The 20,112-nt window shown below is 54.1% G+C and carries 18 protein-coding genes; 13 read left to right on the forward strand and 5 right to left on the reverse strand.

What is annotated here, in order from left to right; translation table 11 throughout:
• Positions 1-47: 47 nt before the first annotated feature.
• The 3 genes from L1F29_RS03120 (at position 48) to L1F29_RS03130 (ending at position 3,503) form a co-directional block, all read left to right on the forward strand.
• Positions 48-998 (forward strand): DUF8832 domain-containing protein, encoded by a 951-nt coding sequence (locus L1F29_RS03120; protein ID WP_258386943.1) that lies wholly within the window; start codon positions 48-50, stop codon positions 996-998.
• Positions 999-1,060: 62 nt separating this feature from the next.
• Positions 1,061-1,756 carry an L-ribulose-5-phosphate 4-epimerase gene (gene araD / locus L1F29_RS03125; protein WP_309252375.1) on the forward strand — a complete coding sequence of 232 codons (696 nt, stop codon included), beginning with the start codon at positions 1,061-1,063 and terminating at the stop codon, positions 1,754-1,756.
• A gap of 70 nt (positions 1,757-1,826) precedes the next feature.
• Positions 1,827-3,503: a ribulokinase gene (locus tag L1F29_RS03130; RefSeq protein WP_258386944.1), complete on the forward strand. Its 1,677-nt coding sequence runs from the start codon at positions 1,827-1,829 to the stop codon at positions 3,501-3,503.
• 92 nt (positions 3,504-3,595) lie between these two features.
• Here L1F29_RS03130 and L1F29_RS03135 read toward each other — a convergent pair whose 3' ends face one another.
• Positions 3,596-4,504 carry a hypothetical protein gene (locus L1F29_RS03135; protein ID WP_258386945.1) on the reverse strand — a complete coding sequence of 303 codons (909 nt, stop codon included), beginning with the start codon at positions 4,502-4,504 and terminating at the stop codon, positions 3,596-3,598.
• A 513-nt stretch (positions 4,505-5,017) separates the two neighbouring features.
• Between L1F29_RS03135 and L1F29_RS03140 the strand changes: the two genes are divergently transcribed.
• On the forward strand, positions 5,018-5,845 hold the full coding sequence (locus L1F29_RS03140; RefSeq protein WP_258386946.1) for a phytanoyl-CoA dioxygenase family protein: 828 nt from the start codon (positions 5,018-5,020) through the stop codon (positions 5,843-5,845).
• Between the two features lie 316 nt (positions 5,846-6,161).
• Here L1F29_RS03140 and L1F29_RS03145 read toward each other — a convergent pair whose 3' ends face one another.
• Positions 6,162-6,770 carry a superoxide dismutase gene (locus L1F29_RS03145; RefSeq protein ID WP_258386947.1) on the reverse strand — a complete coding sequence of 203 codons (609 nt, stop codon included), beginning with the start codon at positions 6,768-6,770 and terminating at the stop codon, positions 6,162-6,164.
• Positions 6,771-7,200: 430 nt separating this feature from the next.
• Here L1F29_RS03145 and L1F29_RS03150 point away from each other — a divergent pair, with 430 nt between their 5' ends.
• From L1F29_RS03150 to folE, 8 genes are all read left to right on the forward strand, one after another.
• Positions 7,201-7,728 (forward strand): general stress protein, encoded by a 528-nt coding sequence (locus tag L1F29_RS03150; RefSeq protein WP_258386948.1) that lies wholly within the window; start codon positions 7,201-7,203, stop codon positions 7,726-7,728.
• Positions 7,729-8,169: 441 nt separating this feature from the next.
• Entirely contained in the window at positions 8,170-8,592 is a 423-nt protein-coding gene (locus L1F29_RS03155) for a GNAT family N-acetyltransferase (RefSeq protein WP_258386949.1), read from the forward strand.
• Between the two features lie 116 nt (positions 8,593-8,708).
• Positions 8,709-9,260, forward strand: a complete 552-nt coding sequence (locus tag L1F29_RS03160; protein ID WP_258386950.1) for a DUF402 domain-containing protein — start codon at positions 8,709-8,711, stop codon at positions 9,258-9,260.
• Positions 9,261-9,266: 6 nt separating this feature from the next.
• A complete protein-coding gene (lepB, locus tag L1F29_RS03165; protein ID WP_258386951.1) occupies positions 9,267-9,923 on the forward strand; it encodes a signal peptidase I in 657 nt (218 codons plus the stop codon).
• 19 nt (positions 9,924-9,942) lie between these two features.
• Entirely contained in the window at positions 9,943-10,377 is a 435-nt protein-coding gene (gene rnhA / locus L1F29_RS03170) for a ribonuclease HI (protein WP_258386952.1), read from the forward strand.
• A gap of 32 nt (positions 10,378-10,409) precedes the next feature.
• Complete coding sequence (gene queG / locus L1F29_RS03175) at positions 10,410-11,582, forward strand: tRNA epoxyqueuosine(34) reductase QueG (protein ID WP_258386953.1); 1,173 nt, start codon at positions 10,410-10,412, stop codon at positions 11,580-11,582.
• Positions 11,583-11,807: 225 nt separating this feature from the next.
• Complete coding sequence (locus L1F29_RS03180) at positions 11,808-12,035, forward strand: YneF family protein (protein WP_258386954.1); 228 nt, start codon at positions 11,808-11,810, stop codon at positions 12,033-12,035.
• 42 nt (positions 12,036-12,077) lie between these two features.
• Positions 12,078-12,671 (forward strand): GTP cyclohydrolase I FolE, encoded by a 594-nt coding sequence (folE, locus tag L1F29_RS03185; RefSeq protein ID WP_258386955.1) that lies wholly within the window; start codon positions 12,078-12,080, stop codon positions 12,669-12,671.
• A gap of 452 nt (positions 12,672-13,123) precedes the next feature.
• Here the strand turns inward: folE and L1F29_RS03190 are convergent, their stop codons facing one another.
• Both L1F29_RS03190 and L1F29_RS03195 read right to left on the reverse strand, forming a co-directional pair.
• On the reverse strand, positions 13,124-14,320 hold the full coding sequence (locus L1F29_RS03190; protein ID WP_258386956.1) for a Fe-Mn family superoxide dismutase: 1,197 nt from the start codon (positions 14,318-14,320) through the stop codon (positions 13,124-13,126).
• A gap of 180 nt (positions 14,321-14,500) precedes the next feature.
• Positions 14,501-15,628, reverse strand: coding sequence for an alpha/beta hydrolase (locus L1F29_RS03195; RefSeq protein WP_258386957.1), 1,128 nt, complete (start codon positions 15,626-15,628; stop codon positions 14,501-14,503).
• 236 nt (positions 15,629-15,864) lie between these two features.
• On the opposite strand from L1F29_RS03195, the gene L1F29_RS03200 reads away from it, so the two are divergent.
• The gene (locus tag L1F29_RS03200; protein ID WP_258386958.1) at positions 15,865-16,611 is read left to right on the forward strand and encodes an IclR family transcriptional regulator; all 747 of its coding nucleotides are present in this window, start codon (positions 15,865-15,867) and stop codon (positions 16,609-16,611) included.
• A 432-nt stretch (positions 16,612-17,043) separates the two neighbouring features.
• On the opposite strand, the gene acnA is transcribed toward L1F29_RS03200, so the two are convergent.
• Entirely contained in the window at positions 17,044-19,761 is a 2,718-nt protein-coding gene (gene acnA, locus L1F29_RS03205; RefSeq protein WP_258386959.1) for an aconitate hydratase AcnA, read from the reverse strand.
• Positions 19,762-20,112: the final 351 nt, after the last annotated feature.

Below are 20,112 nucleotides of genomic sequence, written 5' to 3' on the forward strand. Positions count from 1 at the left end.
TTCCTGGCTGTCCATAATATGTTGAAAGCGAGGCATTCAACATTACGATGAAACGGATTAAAGCGATGACCCGAATGCTGCTGATCGCCATCGTACCGGTTCTTATCCTAACCGGCCATTCGGGCTGCGGCATGGGCGGCGTTGGCAGCTCCATTCAATCCATCTCGAACGACACGAATGACGGTGCGGCAGACGAAGCCGCCGGCCATCACGAAGGCGGCCACAGTCATCATGGTGCTGCCCCGATGCCGGCTTCTGACGAGCCAAGCGGATCAGGTTCCGGTCAGGCAGCGGATGAAGCCCGGAAGGTTAAAGCGGTCTGGACATGGATCGGCGGCAAGCCCAAGGCGGGCGAAGAGGCGCTTCTTCGGATCGCCATCGTCAGCGGCGAAGGGAAACTGGTAGATAAGCTGGATATCGGACATGAGAAGAAGCTGCATCTTATCGTCGTGAGCCGGGGCTTGTCGGAATTTATGCACCTGCATCCTGTGGAGGCGGCCGGCGGCGTGTTCGAGACCCGGGTGACGTTCCCGTCTGGGGGCGACTATAAGCTGACCGCCGATTATATTCCGTCCGATATCGGCGCGACGACAAGCAGCAGCTGGGTTCAGGTAAAGGGCGAAGCTCCGCTGGAGCCCGCATTGGCCGCAGATCGGGAGCTCGAACAGGCGGAGGAAGGGGTTCGCGTAAATCTGGCCTTTCATCATCAGCCGAAAGCCGGGGAGGAAGCGGTGATGACGTTCTCGTTCAAGGAGGACGCCGGCGAGGAGCAGCCGATTCGGGACCTGCAGCCTTATCTGGGCGCTATCGGCCATGTCGTCATTATGGACAGCAAGGCACAGCACTATTTGCATGTTCATCCGCTGGACGATCAAGGGACCGGACCAGAGGCGGCATTCGCCACGACGTTCCCGGCAAGCGGCATGTATAAGATATGGGGACAATTTCAACGCGGCGGCAAAGTATTCGTCGTTTCTTTTGTCTTGAACGTTACATAGCCGGAGCGCTTCATATATACTTGCACTAGAAAGATCATTTCTTCATGGGAGGATCGATCAGGATGTTGGAGGAACTAAAGCGCTCGGTATGGGAGGCCAATATGGACCTGCCCAGATACGGAATGGTAACGTTTACATGGGGAAATGTAAGCGGTATCGACCGGGAGAGCGGCTATATTGTGATCAAGCCGAGCGGCGTGCCTTACGAGGAGCTCAGGCCGGACCAAATGGTCGTTGTGGATATGGACGGCCATGTAGTTGAAGGCGGTCTTCGCCCGTCTTCGGACACGCCGACGCACGCGGCGCTTTACCGCGCTTTTGCAGAGATCGGCGGAATCGTACATACCCACTCCCCTTGGGCGACCAGCTGGGCCCAGGCGGGACGTGCCGTTCCGGCACTGGGAACGACTCATGCCGACTATTATTATGGCGAGGTTCCGTGCACGCGTCCGATGACGAAAGAGGAAATTAACGGGGATTATGAGCTCGAAACCGGCCATGTCATTATTGAAACCTTCGAACAACGCGGCATCGATCCGAACCAGGTTCCCGGGGTGCTCGTATACAGCCATGCGCCGTTCTGCTGGGGCAAGGATCCGCATCATGCGGTTCACAATGCAGTCGTCCTGGAAGAAGTCGCCAAGATGGCTCTGCATACGTTCCAGCTTAATGCGGACGTTCAGCCGATGGATAGGAGCCTGCTCGATCGGCATTACTTGCGGAAGCATGGGAAGAATGCCTATTACGGTCAAAAGTAACTGGACACTGCAGCATATTTATTTGAACTTATAGGTTTCGGTCATAAAAACTATTAGGGGGAAGAAGCGGATGAGCAGCAAGTTTGCAATCGGTGTCGATTATGGAACGGAATCGGGGCGCGCGGTGCTTGTCAGACTGTCGGATGGCGCGGAGATCGCAGAGCATGTGACCCCATATCGCCATGGCGTAATGGATGAGAAGCTTCCTGTAAGCGGATACAAACTGGAGCTCGACTGGGCTTTGCAGCACCCGACCGACTATATCGAGGTTCTGGAGACGTCTGTGCCAGCTGTCATGAAAGCGGCCGGCATTCAGCCGGATGAGGTGATTGGTCTGGGGATTGATTTCACGGCATGCACGATGCTGCCGGTCGACGAAGCCGGGCGGCCCCTTTGCTGGGATCAAGCCTTCTCGGATAATCCGCATAGTTGGGTGAAGCTGTGGAAGCACCATGCCGCTCAGGACGAGGCAAACCTGATCAACGAAATCGCCGCCCGGCGGGGCGAGCAATTTCTAGTTCGGTACGGCGGCAAAATCTCCTCGGAATGGATGATCGCCAAGGCATGGCAAATCCTGAACGAAGCGCCGGAGATCTATACGGCTGCGGATAAATTCGTCGAAGCGGCTGATTGGGTTATCGGCCAAATGACGGGAAACATCGTACGCAACAGCTGCACAGCCGGTTATAAGTCCATCTGGCATAAGCAGGAGGGATATCCGAGCGCGGATTTCTTCAAGGAACTGGACCCGCGTCTTGAGCAGCTGACGGAAACGAAGCTGCGCGGCGACGTGCTGCCGCTGGGCACCAAAGCGGGCGGGCTGACGGCCGCAATGGCCGAGCGTATGGGATTGAAGGCAGGAACCGCAATCGCCGTAGGCAATGTAGACGCGCACGCAGCCGTTCCGGCGGTCGGCGTCGTTACGCCGGGCAAGCTGGTCATGGCGATGGGAACGTCGATTTGTCATCTGCTGCTGAGCAGCGAGGAGAAAACAGTCGAGGGCATGTGCGGCGTGGTGGAGGATGGCATCGTTCCGGGGTATTTCGGTTATGAAGCGGGCCAGTCCGCTGTCGGAGATATTTTTGCCTGGTTTGTGGACGAGTCTGTACCGGCCTACGCTGCGGAAGCGGCCAAGCAAGAAGGCGTGAGTGTGCATGAGTGGCTGGAGAAGTATGCTGCCGAGCTGAAGCCGGGCGAATCCGGCGTTCTCGCGCTTGATTGGTGGAACGGGAATCGTTCCGTGCTGGTGGATACCGATCTGACCGGTCTGTTCGTCGGTCTTACGCTCCTGACGAAGCCCCATGAGATGTACCGTGCGCTGCTGGAAGCGACCGCATTCGGAACGCGGAAGATCATCGAGGCCTTCCACGGCAGCGGCGTTGCTGTCGAGGAGCTGTACGCCTGCGGCGGATTGCCGCAGAAGAATCGTCTTCTGATGCAAATTTACGCGGATGTGACCAATCGCGAGATTAAGATTGCAGCGTCCAAGCAGACGCCTGCGCTAGGGGCTGCTATGTTTGGGGCTGTCGCTGCCGGGGCATCCGCCGGAGGATATGATACTATTGTCGAGGCTGCGCAGCGGATGGCCCGCGTTCAGGAAGAGACGTTCAAACCGATTCCTGCCAATGTTGCCGTGTACAATAAATTGTACGCGGAATACAATGCGCTGCATGATTATTTCGGACGGGGCGCCAATGACGTCATGAAACGGCTGAAGGCGATTAAAGAACAAGCAGGCATGCTATAATAAATCATTTTATAACGCATAAGGTCCGGCAGCAGAAGCGCTAGTTCTGCTGCCGGACCTTATTTGTGCAATGCCTTTAATGATTCATCGTGTTAATCTTGCGTCTGGTCTTCGCGCTGCTCTTCGGCTTGCTCCTCATCTTGCCCGTTATTGTCATTGGCAAAGGGCTGCATTTCGTAGGTTTCCTGACCTTCAGCCAACAGAAACGCCTGCCCCTGATCCTGATCTTCCCGCGGAACGGCGGAAACCGTCAATTGCAATGACACGGCATCGCCGGGCTGAAGCGGGAAGTTAAGCAAGGAAGCCGGAATTGGCCTGCCGTTGAGCCTCAGGATGTAACTGACGCTTCCGGCGATAACCACACCGTTTACGGCTACGATCTGACCGCTTGGTCCAAAGCGAACGACGCCTGTAGAGGCAAGCGCCTGGTAGATCGTGATGCCGGGGAAAAATCTAGTCGTGTACGTGTTGGTCACCCACGGAAAGAATGGACCGCCGTTTATGACGATTGTAATGAAACCAGGGAACGGCCCCGGTCCAGGGAATGGCGGGAACGGGAATGGCGGGAATGGGAATGGTGGGAACGGCGGGAACGGGAACGGTGGAAACGGCCCTGGCCCCGGCGGAAACGGTCCTGGCCCCGGCGGAAACGGTCCTGGCCCCGGCGGAAACGGTCCTGGCCCCGGCGGAAACGGTCCTGGCCCCGGCGGGAACGGTCCTGGCCCCGGCGGGAACGGTCCTGGCCCCGGCGGGAATGGCCCCGGTCCCGGCATTGGCCCCGGTCCCGGCATCGGCCCCGGTCCCGGCATTGGCCCCGGTCCCGGCATCGGCCCCGGTCCCGGCATCGGCCCCGGTCCTGGCATCGGCCCCGGCCCCGGCATCGGCCCCGGCCCCGGCATCATGCCGCGAGGTCCGCCGCAGCCGCAATCGCCACCAGCTCTTGCTGTCGGTGTTCCGGCATAGCCTCCCGGAATGCCGGCATTGTATGGATCAAACCACATGCGCACAATCTCCTTTATCGTAGCAGATGGGTAAGCGTCTCGATCCAGTTTATGCGGCATATGCCTATCCGGTGTATAGCGAATTTTTCGCCGGCAATCCTTCTTCACGAGGCTGTAACTGCCACGCGGCCATCAAAACAAACATAACCATGATCATCAATTTTCATTGATACTCAACCGCAATTTTTGGAAGCGTCAACGCAAACCGCGTCATGCCGCCGCCCATGTTCAAATCGTGACGTCCCTTTAACGAACGGAATCGGCCATCTGCCGCAGGGAAGCGGTGCCGCTTTCTTAATGTTACTTACATCCATACCCGCTCGCGGAAAGCAGAGGTCATTATAAATTGGCAGTTGTTTTTGACAAATTTACAAATAAGTTTAGACAAAGGCAGAAGGTCTATTTAGCGAGTATACTAGCTATATCATGTTTCATGATGATGGACTAGAGGCGGATTTTGTCAGATGAATTCAACAAATTTGTCTGATCCAGCCGATTAAGGAGGAAATTCGAATGAGCGTTAATTTGGAATCGTTGCCATTGATGGAAAACGAATATAAGCTGACCCCTGAGCAGATCGATAGCTACCAGAAGGATGGCCACATCTTCCTGCGTAATGTGATGTCGCAGGATGAGGTCGATCAATACGGACCGATTATCAGCGACCTAGTCATGCAAAAGAACTACCATGACAAGCCGATATCGGAACGGGATACGTACGGTAAAGCCTTCATTCAGGTCGGCAATCTGTGGAAGATGAGCGAGCAGGTGGCGCGGTACGTATTGGCGAAGCGGTTCGCCAATATTGCTGCAGATCTGATGGGCGTGGACGGCGTACGGATTTATCACGATCAGGCGTTGTTTAAAGAACCGGGCGGCGGACATACGCCGTGGCATCAGGACCAAATCTACTGGCCGCTCGAGGGCAATAAGACGATTACGATGTGGATGCCGCTCGTTCCGGTTCCTGAAGAAGTGGGAACGATGACGTTCGCCTCCGGCTCCTATCATAAGGGCTTTATCAGTAAAGTTGAAATCTCCGACGAATCTCATAGAACGTTGGGAGAATATATCCAAGGAAAGAACATTCCGCAGGTGAATTACGGCGCTATGGCCGCCGGAGACGCCACGTTCCATGCCGGCTGGACGCTTCATAGCGCTCCGGGCAATCCGACGGATCTTGCCCGCAAAGTGATGACGATCATTTATTATGCGGATGGAACACGGGTCGCCGAACCGGACAGCAATGCAAGGCGCAATGACCTCGCCGGCTGGCTTCCAGGCTGCAAGGGGGGCGACGTTGCCGTCAGTCCGCTCAACCCGCTTGTCTATAAGCGGTAAGAGGAAGAATTGGCGCCGGCAATAAAGGCGTACAGTTTACGATCGATTCATTAAGTAAAGAATAGGTTAAGAAGCGCTCTTCGAAGCCGGCGATCCGGCTGAGAGGAGCGCTTTTTTGGGTTGAAAATCGAATAGGACCCGGTGGCGACTCCCTTATTCCGCTTATTGACTTAGATTTCGCTTTATTTGGTCAGGAGGTTGATGTCTTATGGATGTATTGCGGATTGCGTGGTTATTACGATGAAATTGAACGCTCATGCCATATAACAAAACAGGCCCAGGTCGATATCGACCTGGGCCTGTCTTCTAGCAGCAATTACTTCGCCGCATCGTAACGCTTGCCAACTTCGTCCCAGTTTACAACATTCCAGAATGCTGCAATGTAGTCAGGACGTTTGTTTTGATATTTCAGGTAGTAAGCATGCTCCCATACGTCCAGACCAAGCAGAGGCGTGTCGCCTTCCATGATCGGGTTGTCTTGGTTAGGCAGGCTGTATACCTTCAGTTTGCCGTTGTTCAGCGCAAGGAACGCCCAGCCGCTGCCGAAACGAGTCGTAGCCGCTTTAGCGAAATCGGCTTTGAACTGCTCGAAGCCGCCAAGCTCGCTGTCGATTGCCGCAGCAAGTGCGCCGGAAGGTGCGCCGCCTGCGTTCGGGCCGATTGTTTCCCAGAACAGGCTGTGGTTCGCGTGGCCGCCGCCATTGTTGCGAACGGCTGTACGGATTGCTTCAGGAACGCTATTCAGATCCGCGATCAACGCTTCGATCGACTTGTCTTGCAGCTCAGGAGCGGACTCCAGTGCAGCATTCAGGTTCGTTACGTACGTATTATGGTGACGGTCGTGGTGAATTTCCATCGTTGTTGCATCGATATGCGGCTCAAGCGCATTGTTTGGATAAGGCAAAGCTGGTAATTGATGTGCCATCATTAACAACCTCCTAAGTGATATGTAAGATTCAATACCATTATCTCTGTTTTTTGATAATAAATCAACATTAATGTTTGGAAAGTCGAAGCGGTCCCGGCTACCGAACTAGATTATCCGCACATCTGTCCTTTTATTCATATGTGATGTTTCTATATTATTAAACGTTCGACGGCTTGTCTAATCATCTATGCATTCGCCTGCGCACCGACGATTCAGGGTTCGGAACCTGTGGTAAAGGATAGCAAGCTTGACCTCTCAATGGAGCATCATGTCTGAAGCTGTGCTGTGCTTGTTCTTTATCGGGCTGAGCGTGAACGTTCCCCCGAAACGTCGGACGCATAGCGCAGAATTCTTCAGGGCGGGCCTTACAATAAGGGAATCGCACTTGAGAGGACTGTGATGAAGATAAACCAAGGAGGTAATGATCATGAGCGAAATACAAAAAATCGTAGGCGTATTTGATACGTACCAGGGTGCAATTGACGCTATAGAAGGTTTAAAGCGGCAGGGCTATCTATCAGATGAGATATCCGTCATAGCCAAAGACAAGGATGAGGCTGAAGAGGTGACGGAGACGACGGAGACAAAAACGGCCGAGGGTTTGGCGGCCGGATTGACTACCGGGGGCGTTCTAGGCGGAGTAACGGGACTGCTTGCTGGCATTGGCGCACTGGCGATACCGGGTATCGGACCGATCCTCGCTGCAGGGCCGATCGCTGCAACGATCACCGGAGCTGCTGTAGGCGCGTGGACGGGAGGATTGGTCGGCGGACTTATCGGCATGGGCATCCCGCAGGATGAGGCCGAGCGGTACGATGAATATGTGAGAAACGGCCGTATTCTCGTCATGGTCGACGCAGACAGCCGGCGGGATCGATACGCATATGATACGTTCCGTCAGTATAACTCGGCAAATTCGGATTTGTATGATAGCGAGCGCAGTTTACGTTCCTAATAATAAGGTACAGCGATCGAAAGATCATTCCGACCGGGCAATCGCTATCGCCACAGCGCAGCGTTAATTTATTGTAGAGCAGGAAGCACAGCGCACGAGGCTGTGCTTTTTTCTTTTAAGCGGAATAGAATAGGAGAGAAGACAGGTTTATTATCCCTCATAGATCTTATAGAATAATAGCAGCGGAATATCGATGAATGTACGAAGAGCGAAGGAAAGGTGCAATTTTAGGGCGCTGTGCCTGGCTAACCCATGGGGAAAGAAACCATTGGATGCAGGATTCGACATGAAAGCGTTTATAATAAAGCGTTTTCAGAAGCATTCTAGCGATTATTCGAATTTTTTAAGGTTTTTTTAAGATTTTAGAAGGAATTCGATTCAATTTGTCGTATTATTAGGTTTATCTAAAAAATATGATACTGCGATTGAGGGGTTTGAATCATGCACGTTCGTTCCTTCCAGCTGTCCGACTACCGGCCTGTAACGCAACTTTTAGAAACTGTTTTATCAGAAGAGTGCTATGAGCAGACAATGGAGGCCTTTGCCCGCCAACTGTCTTGGGACAGTGAGCTAGTATTGGTCGCAGTGGCTAAAGATGAGATCGTCGGGATGATTATCGGTACGATCGATGACAACAAAGGCTATTACTATCGTGTGGCGGTTCATCCTGGCTATCAACGGCAGGGTATCGGCAAAGCGTTGATCCGTTCGCTGAAGCAGCGGTTTGAGCAGCGGAAGGTTTCGAAAATTATGATTACGGCAGACGAGCATAATGAGCCGATTCTCTCCCTTTATGAATCGCTTGGTTATGCGGCGAACGACTTTTTTCGGTCGTTTCAGAAGCTTAGTATCGTCGCCGGCTAAGAGATCCATAGCGCGTTTTTTTATGAAGCATGTCCGGGTCGCCATTGATTTTGGCGGACGGATGTGCTTTTCTTATTAGTATGAGTCATAATCTTCAGTGGGAGCACGGCTTGCGTATGGAAGATTTTCGTCCTTGTGTTATAAAAAGCTTCAAGCATGATGGCCATTTGCACCGGATGTGGCTTGAGAACTGGCTGGTGCCGGACGAGCTGCTCCTGCCGGAGCACGCCGCCCAATCCATGCGTGTCCTCATCAACGAGCAAACCCCGATTCAGGAATCGGACGGGAAGCAGTGGATCAGCCGCGTTCCTGCAGTTTCATTCTTCATTCCGGGTCAATGGTATAATATTGTGGGTCTCATGGAGGATCACGGAACGCGCTATTATTGCAATGTGGCTTCTCCGCTCTTCTTCGGGGAAGATATACTGACTTACATCGATTACGATTTGGATGTGATCCTGCCTTACGGAGGAAAGGCCCATGTCGTCGATCAGGAGGAGTATGAACATCATAAAGCCTTATATCATTACTCCGCTGACGTACAGCAGAAGGTGAAAGAAGGATTAGACTCGTTGTTGGCGCGGATCGAGCGCAAGCAGTCACCTTTCGAACAGGAAGCGGTCGCATATTATTACGAGGCATGGCACAAACATATGAGCGGGATGTGAACTCTTATGACCAAGTTATCGGATTCACTGCAAGATGCTGAACATGCTTCAATGGGACCTCGCAGGCGTTCAGGGGGAGCGCCTAAGCCCGAAGCGCCAATCCCCGATAAGCCGGACAAGCAAAGACGGCCGGCTGCGAGATGGGCCTCTGAGCTGTGGGATTGGGTAAGGACCCTCTCGATTGCGCTCACGGTGGTGCTGCTGCTTCATTTCTTCGTATTCAATTTGTCGACGGTAGAAGGGCAATCGATGGAGCCGACGCTTTATGAGGGCGAGTGGCTGTTCGTTAATAAATTTTCGTATTTGATCGGCGGACCGGATCGCGGGGAGGTTGTCATTCTAAAGGATCCTACGAATCGGCTGGAGAAGAAGGAATATTTGGTCAAGCGAGTGATTGGCGTACCTGGCGATACGATTGAAATTCGCGAAGGCCAGCTGTACCGCAACGGCGAGCTGATCGTTGAGCCGTATACGGATACGGAGATCGAAGATCTGGACTTCGGACCCTACAAGGTCGATGAAGGGATGTATTTCGTCATGGGCGACAACCGGCATGCCCGGGCCAGCCTCGACAGCCGGTCATTCGGCGCCGTGTCGGAGGATTTGATACGCGGACGGGCCGATTTCATCTTATGGCCTATCGCCAAACTGAATGCAATCTAGCGGGTGGAGGTTTTGAAGCTTGAAGGAAGTTGTGATCTATACAGACGGAGCATGCTCAGGCAATCCGGGACCGGGCGGTTACGGAGCGGTACTGTTCTACGGTGGACATAAGAAAGAAATATCCGGCGCAGATGCGGCAACGACGAATAACCGGATGGAAATCAGGGCCGTGATCGAAGCGCTGCAGCTGCTGAAGGAACCATGCAAAGCAACGGTTCATAGCGATTCCGCCTATGTCGTCAACTGCTTTCAGCAAAACTGGATTCGCGGCTGGCTGCGCAACGGATGGAAGAACAGCAAAGGCCAGCCTGTGGAGAATCAAGACTTATGGCAGGCGCTCTGGGCACTTATGCAAAAGCATAAAGTGGACTACGTCAAGGTAAAGGGCCATAGCGATAATGAATGGAACAACCGCTGCGACGAGCTTGCGCGCGAAGCGATCAAGACGCTGTAAGTTCGTGACAAAACGTTAAGGAGGGTGCGCGCATGGACAACGGACGAGCTTGGGAGAAACTGAAAGCGGAGATGAAAGCTGCTGCGGAAAGTCTCGGTATCGATAAGATCGGCGTTGCTTCTGCGGATCCTTTCACAGCAATGAAGCAGCGGCTGGTGCGTCACCGCGAGCTTGGGCATGAATCCGGCTTCGAGGAGCCGGATCTCGATAAGCGGACGGAGCCTTCACTGCTGTTCGATAATCCGCAATCCATCATTGCGATTGCGATTGCCTATCCATCCAAGCTGCAGGATGCGCCGAAATCCATATCCGGGGAGAGACGGGGGATTCTGTCGCGTTCTGCGTGGGGAAAGGATTACCATGCGGTACTGCGCAACCGGCTCACACGTCTGGAGGAGTGGCTGCGCGAGCGCGTCCCGGACTTTCGTGCCGAGAGCATGGTGGATACCGGCGCTCTCGTAGACCGTGCGGTGGCGGAGCGCGCGGGGATCGGCTGGAGCGCCAAAAATTGTTCGATTATTACGCCGGAGTGGGGATCTTGGGTGTACCTCGGCGAGATGATAACGAACCTTCCGCTGCCGCCGGATAAGCCGGTAACGGAAGGCTGCGGCGACTGCACCGCGTGTATCGATGCTTGCCCGACAGGGGCCTTGGTCGGCCCTGGGCAGCTCGATGCACAGCGGTGTATTTCATTCATCACCCAGACGAAGGGTACTGTCTCCGATGAGATGATGCGCAAGATCGGCAACCGGTTATACGGCTGCGACACCTGTCAGGTGGTGTGCCCGGAGAATAAAGGGAAGAACTGGACGCATCAACCGGAGCTGCAGCCGGATCCGGAGAAGGTGAAGCCGCTGCTGATTCCGCTGCTTTCCATGGGCAATCGCTCGTTCAAGGAAATGTACGGGGACAGCTCGTCGGCTTGGCGCGGGAGAAAGCCAATCCAACGCAATGCTGTCATCGGGCTGGGCAACTTTAAGGACCCGAGTGGTATTCCTGCCTTAACGGAAGTCTTGAAGAAGGATCCTCGCTTCGAGCTGCGTGCGACCGCCGCATGGTCGCTTGGCCGCATCGGAGGAGAAGAGGCAGCGGCCGTATTGAAGGACGCAGCCGGGCGTGAAGAGGATGCACGTGTCCTGGAAGCGATCGAGAAGGCCCTTCATTCCGAGGCGGTCCTCGGCAAGAAAGCGAAGCCTCAGGCTTAAGCTGGCAGCTGACAAGCATAAGAAGGCTGGATCTATCCGAAGGCCTGGAGCTGATCGGAAGGGAAACTTCCGGGCCTTGGGTAGCTTGGAGGTACTGAATCAATGTATTTTGGAGACTCAAGAACAGGGTTTTAAAGTGTATGGAACCGATTGCGACGCGGGCCATGGACATGCTATGATAAGGTGCATGTTTGAACAATTACAGTAAGGTATGGTGATCGGTAAATGAGTGTTACGTGGGCAGTTATCCTTTCGATTGTTACGCTTATCTTGGGGGGCGTCGGCGGCTTCTTCATCGGCGTTTTCTATTTGCGCAAACAGTTGGAACGGATGCAGAGTGATCCGGATATGCTGCAAAAAATGGCAAAGCAAATGGGCTACAATATGAATAAACAGCAGCTGCAAAAAGCGCAGCATATGATGAAAAATAACAGGCCAGGCGGACGCAAGTAACTTTCGCGTGCGTGCTGGTACGTAGAGAAGGGGGCGAAGGGAATGGCGGGCAAGAAAGATTACGTCAATTCAATCGTTTCGGATAATCGCGAACAAATCGAGCATCACGTAAAAGAGATCTTAAGGCTGATCGGGGAAGACGCCGGACGGGAAGGCCTGCTGGAAACGCCGGCACGCGTAACCCGGATGTATGAAGAGATCTTCGCCGGCTACGACGTTGATCCGCGCGATGTGCTGGGCGTAACCTTCGATGAACAGCATGAAGAGCTTGTCATCGTGAAGGATATCGTATATTACAGCCAGTGCGAGCATCATATGGCGCCATTCTTCGGCAGAGCGCATATCGGTTATATTCCGAGCGGGAAAATCGCCGGCTTGAGCAAGCTGGCGCGTCTGGTTGAAGCGATCACGCGCCGGCTGCAGGTACAGGAGCGCATAACGTCGCAAATCGCGGATATTCTGGACGAAGTGCTGGTTCCGCATGGCGTGATGGTTGTCGTTGAAGGCGAGCATCTCTGCATGTGCGCCCGCGGTGTGAAGAAGCCGGGTAGCAAGACCGTGACATCGGCCGTTCGCGGCGAGTTCCGCAAGAGCGCGGCGCTCCGTTCGGAGTTCCTCGCCCTGTTGAAGCAGTAGAGATAACGATAAGACCGCTGTTCCTCAAATACGGAGCGGCGGTCTTTTTGCGTCTCTTGTGTTCGTTTCCTTACCCGGCCGCTTTCAACGGATAACCAAGGCGACCTCCCCCAAGCAGGCTGTGCTTATGTGCATGTGTAGGTTAATATGGTGAAGAATCGATAAGCTTGAAATGCATGTCGCACGCCCGGTTTAGTTAATGCCGCTGACTTATTAATGTGATTTAAAATGTGAAAAAACTTTATGTTCATATCAGGGTTTATTGCTGGATTAATCATTGTGAAATAAGGGTTTCAATAGAGTCTTTCATACAATGAACAGTTTCCGAAACTAAGTTGTTATTTTGCAATTTTAGCCTGTAATCTATCTTGAGATGTATAGCATTTAAAATTTGGACTGGAAATCGTGTATGAGGTTAAATTTATGCAATTTTTAAATGCTTTTTTATGGATTTAATATGGCGCCCAGACCAGCTTGCTTGCTTCCTGGAAGCGCTCATTCGCATAAGGCCAGTTGACTACATTCCACCAATTGGTAATATATTCGGGTCGCTTATTCTGGTGCTTCAAGTAGTAAGCATGCTCCCACACATCTAGAGGAAGTATCGGAACAACGTCCCATTGCGATAAATTCTGATGCTTCTCGGCCGTCAATATTTCCAGCCGGCGGCTCCGCGGGCTCCAGACGAGGATGGCCCAGCCGCCGCCTTCGACCTTCTCCGCCGCTTGACTGAATTGCTTCTTGAACGCTTCGTAGCTTCCGAAATCCTTCTGAATTTGCTGGGCCAACGGTCCGACTGCAGCTCCTCCGCCCTTAGGCGACATGACATTCCAGAATAACGTATGCAAGTAATGGCCGGCACCGTTGAAGGCCAGTTCCCGTTCCCAATGCTTTACCAGATCGAAGTTACCCGTCTTTCGCGCTTTCTCAAGCTCCTTCTCGGCCTTGTTCAGACCATCGACATAACTCTGATGATGCTTGTCGTGATGAATCCGCATCGTCATCGTGTCGATATATGGCTCAAGCGCATCATAAGAATACGGAAGCGGCGGCAGGGTATGGCCGCCAATAGGCACGGACTGGACCGGAGCGCGACCGCTGTCATCGCTTCTGCTGCTGCCTTCATCCTCTTCCGCTATCCCCCGGCGGAATCCTGCTTCCTCCGTCTCGTCTGACTGCTGCGCATCGACTGATGCGGCATCATTTTCATTTTCATGCTCCTGAGGTCTTGGCTCAAGCAAAGTGGCAAGTGCGTTAAGAAAGTATTCGGACTCCCGGATAATATGCTTGACGACCGTAACCCCTATCGGACTGCCGGCCACGGCAGGGCTGACCGTGAGAAGCGCTGTAAGCTGCTCTGCGAACGTTCGGGACTGCTTCGCGGCCGCTTGCAGCAGGGCGTCGGTCTGAGCCTGGAAACCCGGCGGCAGCGCCGCAGGATGGGGCAGCGCCTTCTGGATCAGTTGATCGGCCATCTGTTCCGTTCGAGCGAAGACGGGCTCCCAAGCTTGCAGCATGGCCGCATAGGGCAGCTCCAGATTGGGGACGATCTGCCGAATGACGACGGTATGCTCCTTCTCCTGCATCTTCCAGAAACGAATTTCCTCCAAGATTCTGATCGGCATGTAGGACCCGTATACGAGTAACAAGTCGTAGTAAGCCTCCTTTCCATAAATCAACGGTCGGAGCCTCGGCGGACTGGCAGCTTGCATACATGCCAAAAAGCCGCCCGGAGTCCGGACGGCTTCATACCTATAAACGTTTGCCGAAGAGCATCCTCTATTAGATCTATTCGGGCAGCTTGGGCGCTATGTCGTGCAATCAGCCGGTTAGACGTCCGACTTTCGCGAGGCGTTCACTTGACTAAGAAAAAGGGCCGCACGCTGGATATATTCCTTCGGATGGGCTTGGAACAGCAGCTCGTGCTTGCCGCCCTGGACGATCCATTCCCGCGAGAGCGGGTTGAATTGCCCGGATGCGATATGCTTGGCGGTATCGACGGGAGCCTTGGCATCTTCCGTCCCGTGTATAATGAACGTTGGAATGGAATAGGCGGTCTCCAGCACCTGCTGGGCAGGAATGTGATTGAATGTCGTACCCGTCCAGAAAGGAAGCATCCATTCGATCAACGGCAGCGAAGGGTACCGCGGCAGGTCTACAACTTGACGAATGTTGCTGTATAGCGATTCGGGACTTGGCAGGAACAAGCTATCGAGAATCATCGCATCGATTTGGTCGGTTTGCAGCGCGGCTTGCAGCGCTGTGCCGGCACCCATCGAGAAGCCCCATACAATAAGCTCTTCCGCTCCTTGCGAGCTGGCATAATCGACAGCTGCGAGCAGCTGCTTCGATTCTTCAAGCCCCCCGGTGGCCGGCGAAGGATCTGCCTTCGACGCATATCCATAATCGAACATGAGGACGTTATAATGAAGACGGTTCAGCAGTCCGGCAAGCTCATACATTGGGACCCATGTTTCTTCGCGATTGGCGCCATATCCGTGGCTGAAGACAACCGTGCGCTTGGACGGCGCTTGGGAAAGTGCGGCTGTAGCGGCCGCGTGCTGCGTATTCTTCATATCGGCTGTAGCGGCGGCCGAGCGTAAAGGCTTGGGGCCATTCATTTCATATGCGGGTATATACCAGCCGTGAACGGTTGTTTTCCCGCTCTTGCTCGGAAAGGCAACATCGGTATATTCCAGCCCTTTGGCCAGCATAGGATTGGATGTAAGCGGCGAGACATAAGGATGGGCGATGACCCAGGCGACATACCCGTGGAACGCTAGTCCTGCAAACAGCAGCATCGCCGTGAATGCGGATAGAACCGCGATAGCCGCGTGCTTGCGGCGCGAGCTTGCAAACCGATTGTCCACTGGCTGCGGAGAAGGCTGAGGGGAAGGCAGTAAACCGGGAGTGGAGCTCCCGCCGACAGGCAGCAGTGGTGCGGTGATCGTGCTCATGATGGAGTCCCCCTATTAGCCAAATTGAATGTAAGCGCTTCAAATAGTTCTATACTCCTATCGTATGGGTTGCAGGCTGGCCTGTCAATGATAGTCGAGATAATGTTAATGACCTGTAATACTGCTGTAAAATATGACGCAGCATGGAGCATTTACTTTACGATAATAGTTCTCATTTGGTATACTAGGTGTAACAAGGTTTCATTGCGTGAAACTAATCGGGATGGTGGTTGAGCATGGGCGATGATGGCAAACCGACCGTACGCGCTGTCGAGCGGGCGCTTGATCTGCTGCTTTGCTTCACAGTCAGGAACGAATGGGCAATGACGGAGCTGGCGGACAAAGTCGGATTGCACAAGAGCACGGTGCACCGGATGCTGGCGACGCTTGAAGATAAGGGCTTCGTAACAAGAGATGAGCTGTCCGACCGCTATCGGCTCGGATTACGTATATGGGAGTTGTCCGCGAATATGTCGGGGGCGGATGACCCTGCCGTTCTCGGCCTGCCGGAGATGGAGAAGCTGCGCGATCTGTTGGGAGAGACGGTAAGCTTGTATATTCGCGACAATAGCGAACGGATCCGCATCCAAGCGGTGCAGAGCAATCAAGCGGTGCGCCGGGTTGCGCCGATTGGCGTGCGGCTGCCGCTGTATGTGGGCGCATCGAGCAAAGTGCTTATCGCCTTCGACGAACAGCAGAAGCAAGAGCTGCTTCTGGCTGATCCGACATGGCCGGCATCCATCGACCGGAGACTGTTCCGGGAGCAGCTGGACGAGATTCGGTCACTCGGCTACGCGACGAGCATAGAAGAACGCGAAGCCGGTGCAGCTGCTGTCGCCGCTCCGGTCTTCAGCCGGTCGAACAAACTGGTCGCGGCGCTGTCCGTCTCGGGGCCTGCTAACCGGCTGACACTGGAGGTTATGCGCGAGCATGTACCGGCGATCATGGAGAGCGCCCGGAGACTGGGCACCATGCTGAAATAACGTATGCGCGGGTCCTCCCCGTAAATCCGGACCAGAACCGCACGACTCGGCTGACGAGTGCGGTTCTGGTTTTTTCAATTCTATCGTGATGTTGATCGGACATTAGCAGGCAGTTAATTATAACCGTCGAATTCTGTTCTATATTAACAGGAGAACATAGAAACGAGAGGGATGGAATATGTCTTGCGAAGAGTCGAGATTGTTTTTAATAGAGGGTCTTCCGTCCGAAATCATTGACGGAATTCGACCTGTATGATGTCCCTGTCACGCTTAGATGGGACGTGAACAGGATTATTGTGGAGGGGGAGCGGCTGATTGCCCGTTGGACGACGAGAGGAACGGTCCTCCATAGGGTACGGCAGGAATAGCAGGGGATAAAAAAACGTCTGCAGCGCCATGATGGCGTGCAGACGTTTTTTGAGTTATCTAAGTTTAAGCGTTAGCGGCGATCATCTGACGGAGAACCGTCTGCAGAATACCGCTGTTACGGTAGTAGTCGATGTCGACAGAGGAGTCGAGGCGGACGCGAACCGGGAATTCAAACGTCGTGCCGTCTTCGCGTGTGGCGACGACTTGTACCGTTTGTCCTGGCTGCACATCGTTCGTCAGACCCACGATATCGAATTTCTCGCGGCCGGTAATGTTCAGCGTCTTCCAGCTTTGACCGTCTTGGAACTGGAGCGGCAGAACGCCCATGCCCACGAGGTTGGAGCGGTGAATACGCTCGAAGCTTTCCGCAATGACGGCTTTGACGCCGAGCAGGAACGTGCCTTTGGCCGCCCAGTCGCGGGAGCTGCCCGTACCGTACTCTTTGCCTGCCAGAACGATGAGGTTCGTGTCATTCTGCTGATACTTCATCGATGCATCATAGATCGACATCACTTCATCCGTCGGCAGGTAAGTCGTTACGCCGCCCTCCGTGCCTGGAGCCACTTGGTTGCGGATCCGGATGTTGGCGAATGTGCCGCGCATCATGACTTCATGGTTACCGCGGCGGGAGCCGTACGAGTTGAAGTCCTTCTTATCGACGCCATGCTCAAGCAGGTACTCGCCCGCAGGGCTGTCCGTCTTGATGTTGCCGGCTGGCGAGATGTGGTCCGTCGTTACGGAATCGCCCAGCAGGGCAAGCACGTTCGAGTCTTTGATATCGGCCATATCGCTGATGCCGTCGTTGATGCTCTCGAAGAAAGGCGGGTTCTGGATGTAAGTGGAGTTTGCATCCCACTCGTAGATTTCGCCCTTCGGCACATCAATGGCGTTCCAACGCTCGTTCTGCGTGAAGACATTCTCGTATTTCGCACGGAACATATCAGCATTAACGGCATCGCGCACTGCGTCGCGGATTTCTTTGTTCGTTGGCCAGATGTCTTTCAGGAAGACCGGCTTGTTGTTGCTGTCATAGCCGATCGGGTCGTTCGTCAGATCGATATTGACCGTGCCCGCAAGCGCATAAGCGACGACGAGCGGCGGAGATGCAAGGTAGTTCGCCTTCACTTGGGCGTGAACGCGTCCTTCGAAGTTACGGTTACCGGACAGAACGGCAGCTACCGTCATATCTTCATCGGCAATCGCTTTGCTCACTTCGTCCGGAAGCGGACCGGAGTTGCCGATACATGTCGCGCAGCCGTAGCCGGCAACGTGGAAGCCAAGCGCTTCAAGCGATTCCAGCAGTCCCGCTTTCTTCAAATACTCGGTAACGACGAGCGAACCCGGAGTCAGCGAGCTCTTCACGTAAGCCGGCTTCTTCAGGCCAAGCTCGACCGCTTTCTTCGCGACGAGGCCGGCGCCGATCATAACGCTCGGATTGGAAGTGTTCGTACAGCTCGTGATAGCTGCGATTACGACCGCACCCGTACCCATTTTGCTGACGGAACCGTTCGGATGCTTCACATCGATCATTTGCTCGATTTTGCTGTCGGACAGCCCGTAGCCGCCTTTCTCGATCGGCGTGCGGATGATGTCGTTGAAGGATTCCTTCATCGCCGTCAGCTCGACGCGGTCCTGTGGACGCTTCGGTCCGGCAAGGGAAGGAACGATCGTCGACAAGTCAAGCTCCACGATATCGGTGAAGACCGGCTCAGGCGTGTCATCGGTGCGGAACATGCCTTGCGCTTTATAGTAAGCTTCAACAAGCTCGATTTGCTCTTCTGTACGGCCGGTTGCACGAAGGAAGTCAAGCGCCTCGGCATCAACGGGGAAAAATCCGATCGTTGCGCCGTATTCAGGTGCCATGTTCGCAACAGTGGCGCGGTCTTCCAGACCGATGTTGGAGAGGCCTGGGCCGAAGAACTCGACGAATTTGCCGACAACGCCTTTTTTGCGGAGAATTTGCGTAACGGTCAGCGCCAGGTCGGTTGCCGTTGCGCCTTCAGCCAGGCTGCCGGTCAGGCGGAAGCCGATAACTTCCGGCGTTACGAAATAAAGCGGTTGGCCGAGCATGCCGGCTTCAGCTTCGATACCGCCAACGCCCCAGCCGACTACGCCAAGACCGTTGATCATCGTCGTATGCGAGTCCGTACCGACGAGGGAATCCGGATAAACGACCGTTTCGCCGTTTGCGGTTTTCGTCGCTGCGACAGATGCCAGGTACTCCAGGTTTACTTGGTGAACGATACCTGTTGCCGGTGGTACGGCGCGGAAATTATCGAACGCCGTTTGGGCCCAGCGGAGGAAACGGTAACGCTCTTCGTTGCGCTCGAACTCAACGTTCATGTTATATTCGAGTGCTTCCGGCGTGCCGAACGCATCGACCATAACGGAGTGGTCGATAACCAGATCGACCGGTACGAGCGGGTTGATTTGTTTTGGATCGCCGCCCGATTTCTTAACGGTGTCGCGCATAGCGGCGAGGTCGACGACGACCGGTACGCCGGTGAAGTCCTGAAGGACGATACGCGCCGGGATGAACGGAATTTCTTTATCTTCGCGGCCTTCCGCCCAGTTAGTGAGCTGCTTGACGTGCTCGGATGTAATTGCGCGGCCGTCGAATTGGCGGATCGCAGCTTCCAGCAGCACCTTAATGGAGAAAGGCAGCTTGGAGATCTGTCCGAGTCCTTGCTCTTCCAGCCCTTGCAAACGGTAGTACGCGTATGACTTGCCGCCCACTTCAAGCGACGAACGGACGGAGTACTCGTTTTGGTGTGTTGTCATGGTTGGATGACGCCTCCTAAAAGTTTTTTGCGACACTGCCTTGGCGTACTTCGAAGCGAGCGAAAAACTTACTTCGGAAGCATGGACCAAGTTTTTTGCGATACTGCCTTGGCATACTTCGAAGCGAGCGAAAAACTTACTTCGGAAGCATGGACCAAGTTTTTTGCGAACTGCCTTGGCATACTTCGAAGCGAGCGAAAAACTTACTTCGGAAGCATAAGCCAAGTTTTTTGCGATACTGCCTTGGCATACTTCGAAGCGAGCGAAAAACTGACTTCGTAAGCATGGGCCAAGTTTTTGCGACCCCTAAGAACAGGGGCCAGATTGGGAGCTGCTTGATGAGTGAGCGAG

Origin of the sequence: Paenibacillus spongiae, from assembly GCF_024734895.1 — a bacterium.
GTDB classification, from domain to species: Bacteria; Bacillota; Bacilli; order Paenibacillales; family Paenibacillaceae; genus Paenibacillus_Z; species Paenibacillus_Z spongiae.

Excerpts from the sequence above, each read along its gene's own strand:
- L1F29_RS03120 (WP_258386943.1), top strand. The coding sequence starts at position 48 with ATGAAACGGATTAAAGCGATGACCCGAATGCTGCTGATCGCCATCGTA.
- araD (WP_309252375.1), top strand. The coding sequence starts at position 1,061 with ATGTTGGAGGAACTAAAGCGCTCGGTATGGGAGGCCAATATGGACCTG.
- L1F29_RS03130 (WP_258386944.1), top strand. The coding sequence starts at position 1,827 with ATGAGCAGCAAGTTTGCAATCGGTGTCGATTATGGAACGGAATCGGGG.
- L1F29_RS03135 (WP_258386945.1), bottom strand. The coding sequence starts at position 4,504 with ATGTGGTTTGATCCATACAATGCCGGCATTCCGGGAGGCTATGCCGGA.
- L1F29_RS03140 (WP_258386946.1), top strand. The coding sequence starts at position 5,018 with ATGAGCGTTAATTTGGAATCGTTGCCATTGATGGAAAACGAATATAAG.
- L1F29_RS03145 (WP_258386947.1), bottom strand. The coding sequence starts at position 6,770 with ATGGCACATCAATTACCAGCTTTGCCTTATCCAAACAATGCGCTTGAG.
- L1F29_RS03150 (WP_258386948.1), top strand. The coding sequence starts at position 7,201 with ATGAGCGAAATACAAAAAATCGTAGGCGTATTTGATACGTACCAGGGT.
- L1F29_RS03155 (WP_258386949.1), top strand. The coding sequence starts at position 8,170 with ATGCACGTTCGTTCCTTCCAGCTGTCCGACTACCGGCCTGTAACGCAA.
- L1F29_RS03160 (WP_258386950.1), top strand. The coding sequence starts at position 8,709 with ATGGAAGATTTTCGTCCTTGTGTTATAAAAAGCTTCAAGCATGATGGC.
- lepB (WP_258386951.1), top strand. The coding sequence starts at position 9,267 with ATGACCAAGTTATCGGATTCACTGCAAGATGCTGAACATGCTTCAATG.
- queG (WP_258386953.1), top strand. The coding sequence starts at position 10,410 with ATGGACAACGGACGAGCTTGGGAGAAACTGAAAGCGGAGATGAAAGCT.
- L1F29_RS03180 (WP_258386954.1), top strand. The coding sequence starts at position 11,808 with ATGAGTGTTACGTGGGCAGTTATCCTTTCGATTGTTACGCTTATCTTG.
- folE (WP_258386955.1), top strand. The coding sequence starts at position 12,078 with ATGGCGGGCAAGAAAGATTACGTCAATTCAATCGTTTCGGATAATCGC.
- L1F29_RS03195 (WP_258386957.1), bottom strand. The coding sequence starts at position 15,628 with ATGAGCACGATCACCGCACCACTGCTGCCTGTCGGCGGGAGCTCCACT.
- L1F29_RS03200 (WP_258386958.1), top strand. The coding sequence starts at position 15,865 with ATGGGCGATGATGGCAAACCGACCGTACGCGCTGTCGAGCGGGCGCTT.
- acnA (WP_258386959.1), bottom strand. The coding sequence starts at position 19,761 with ATGACAACACACCAAAACGAGTACTCCGTCCGTTCGTCGCTTGAAGTG.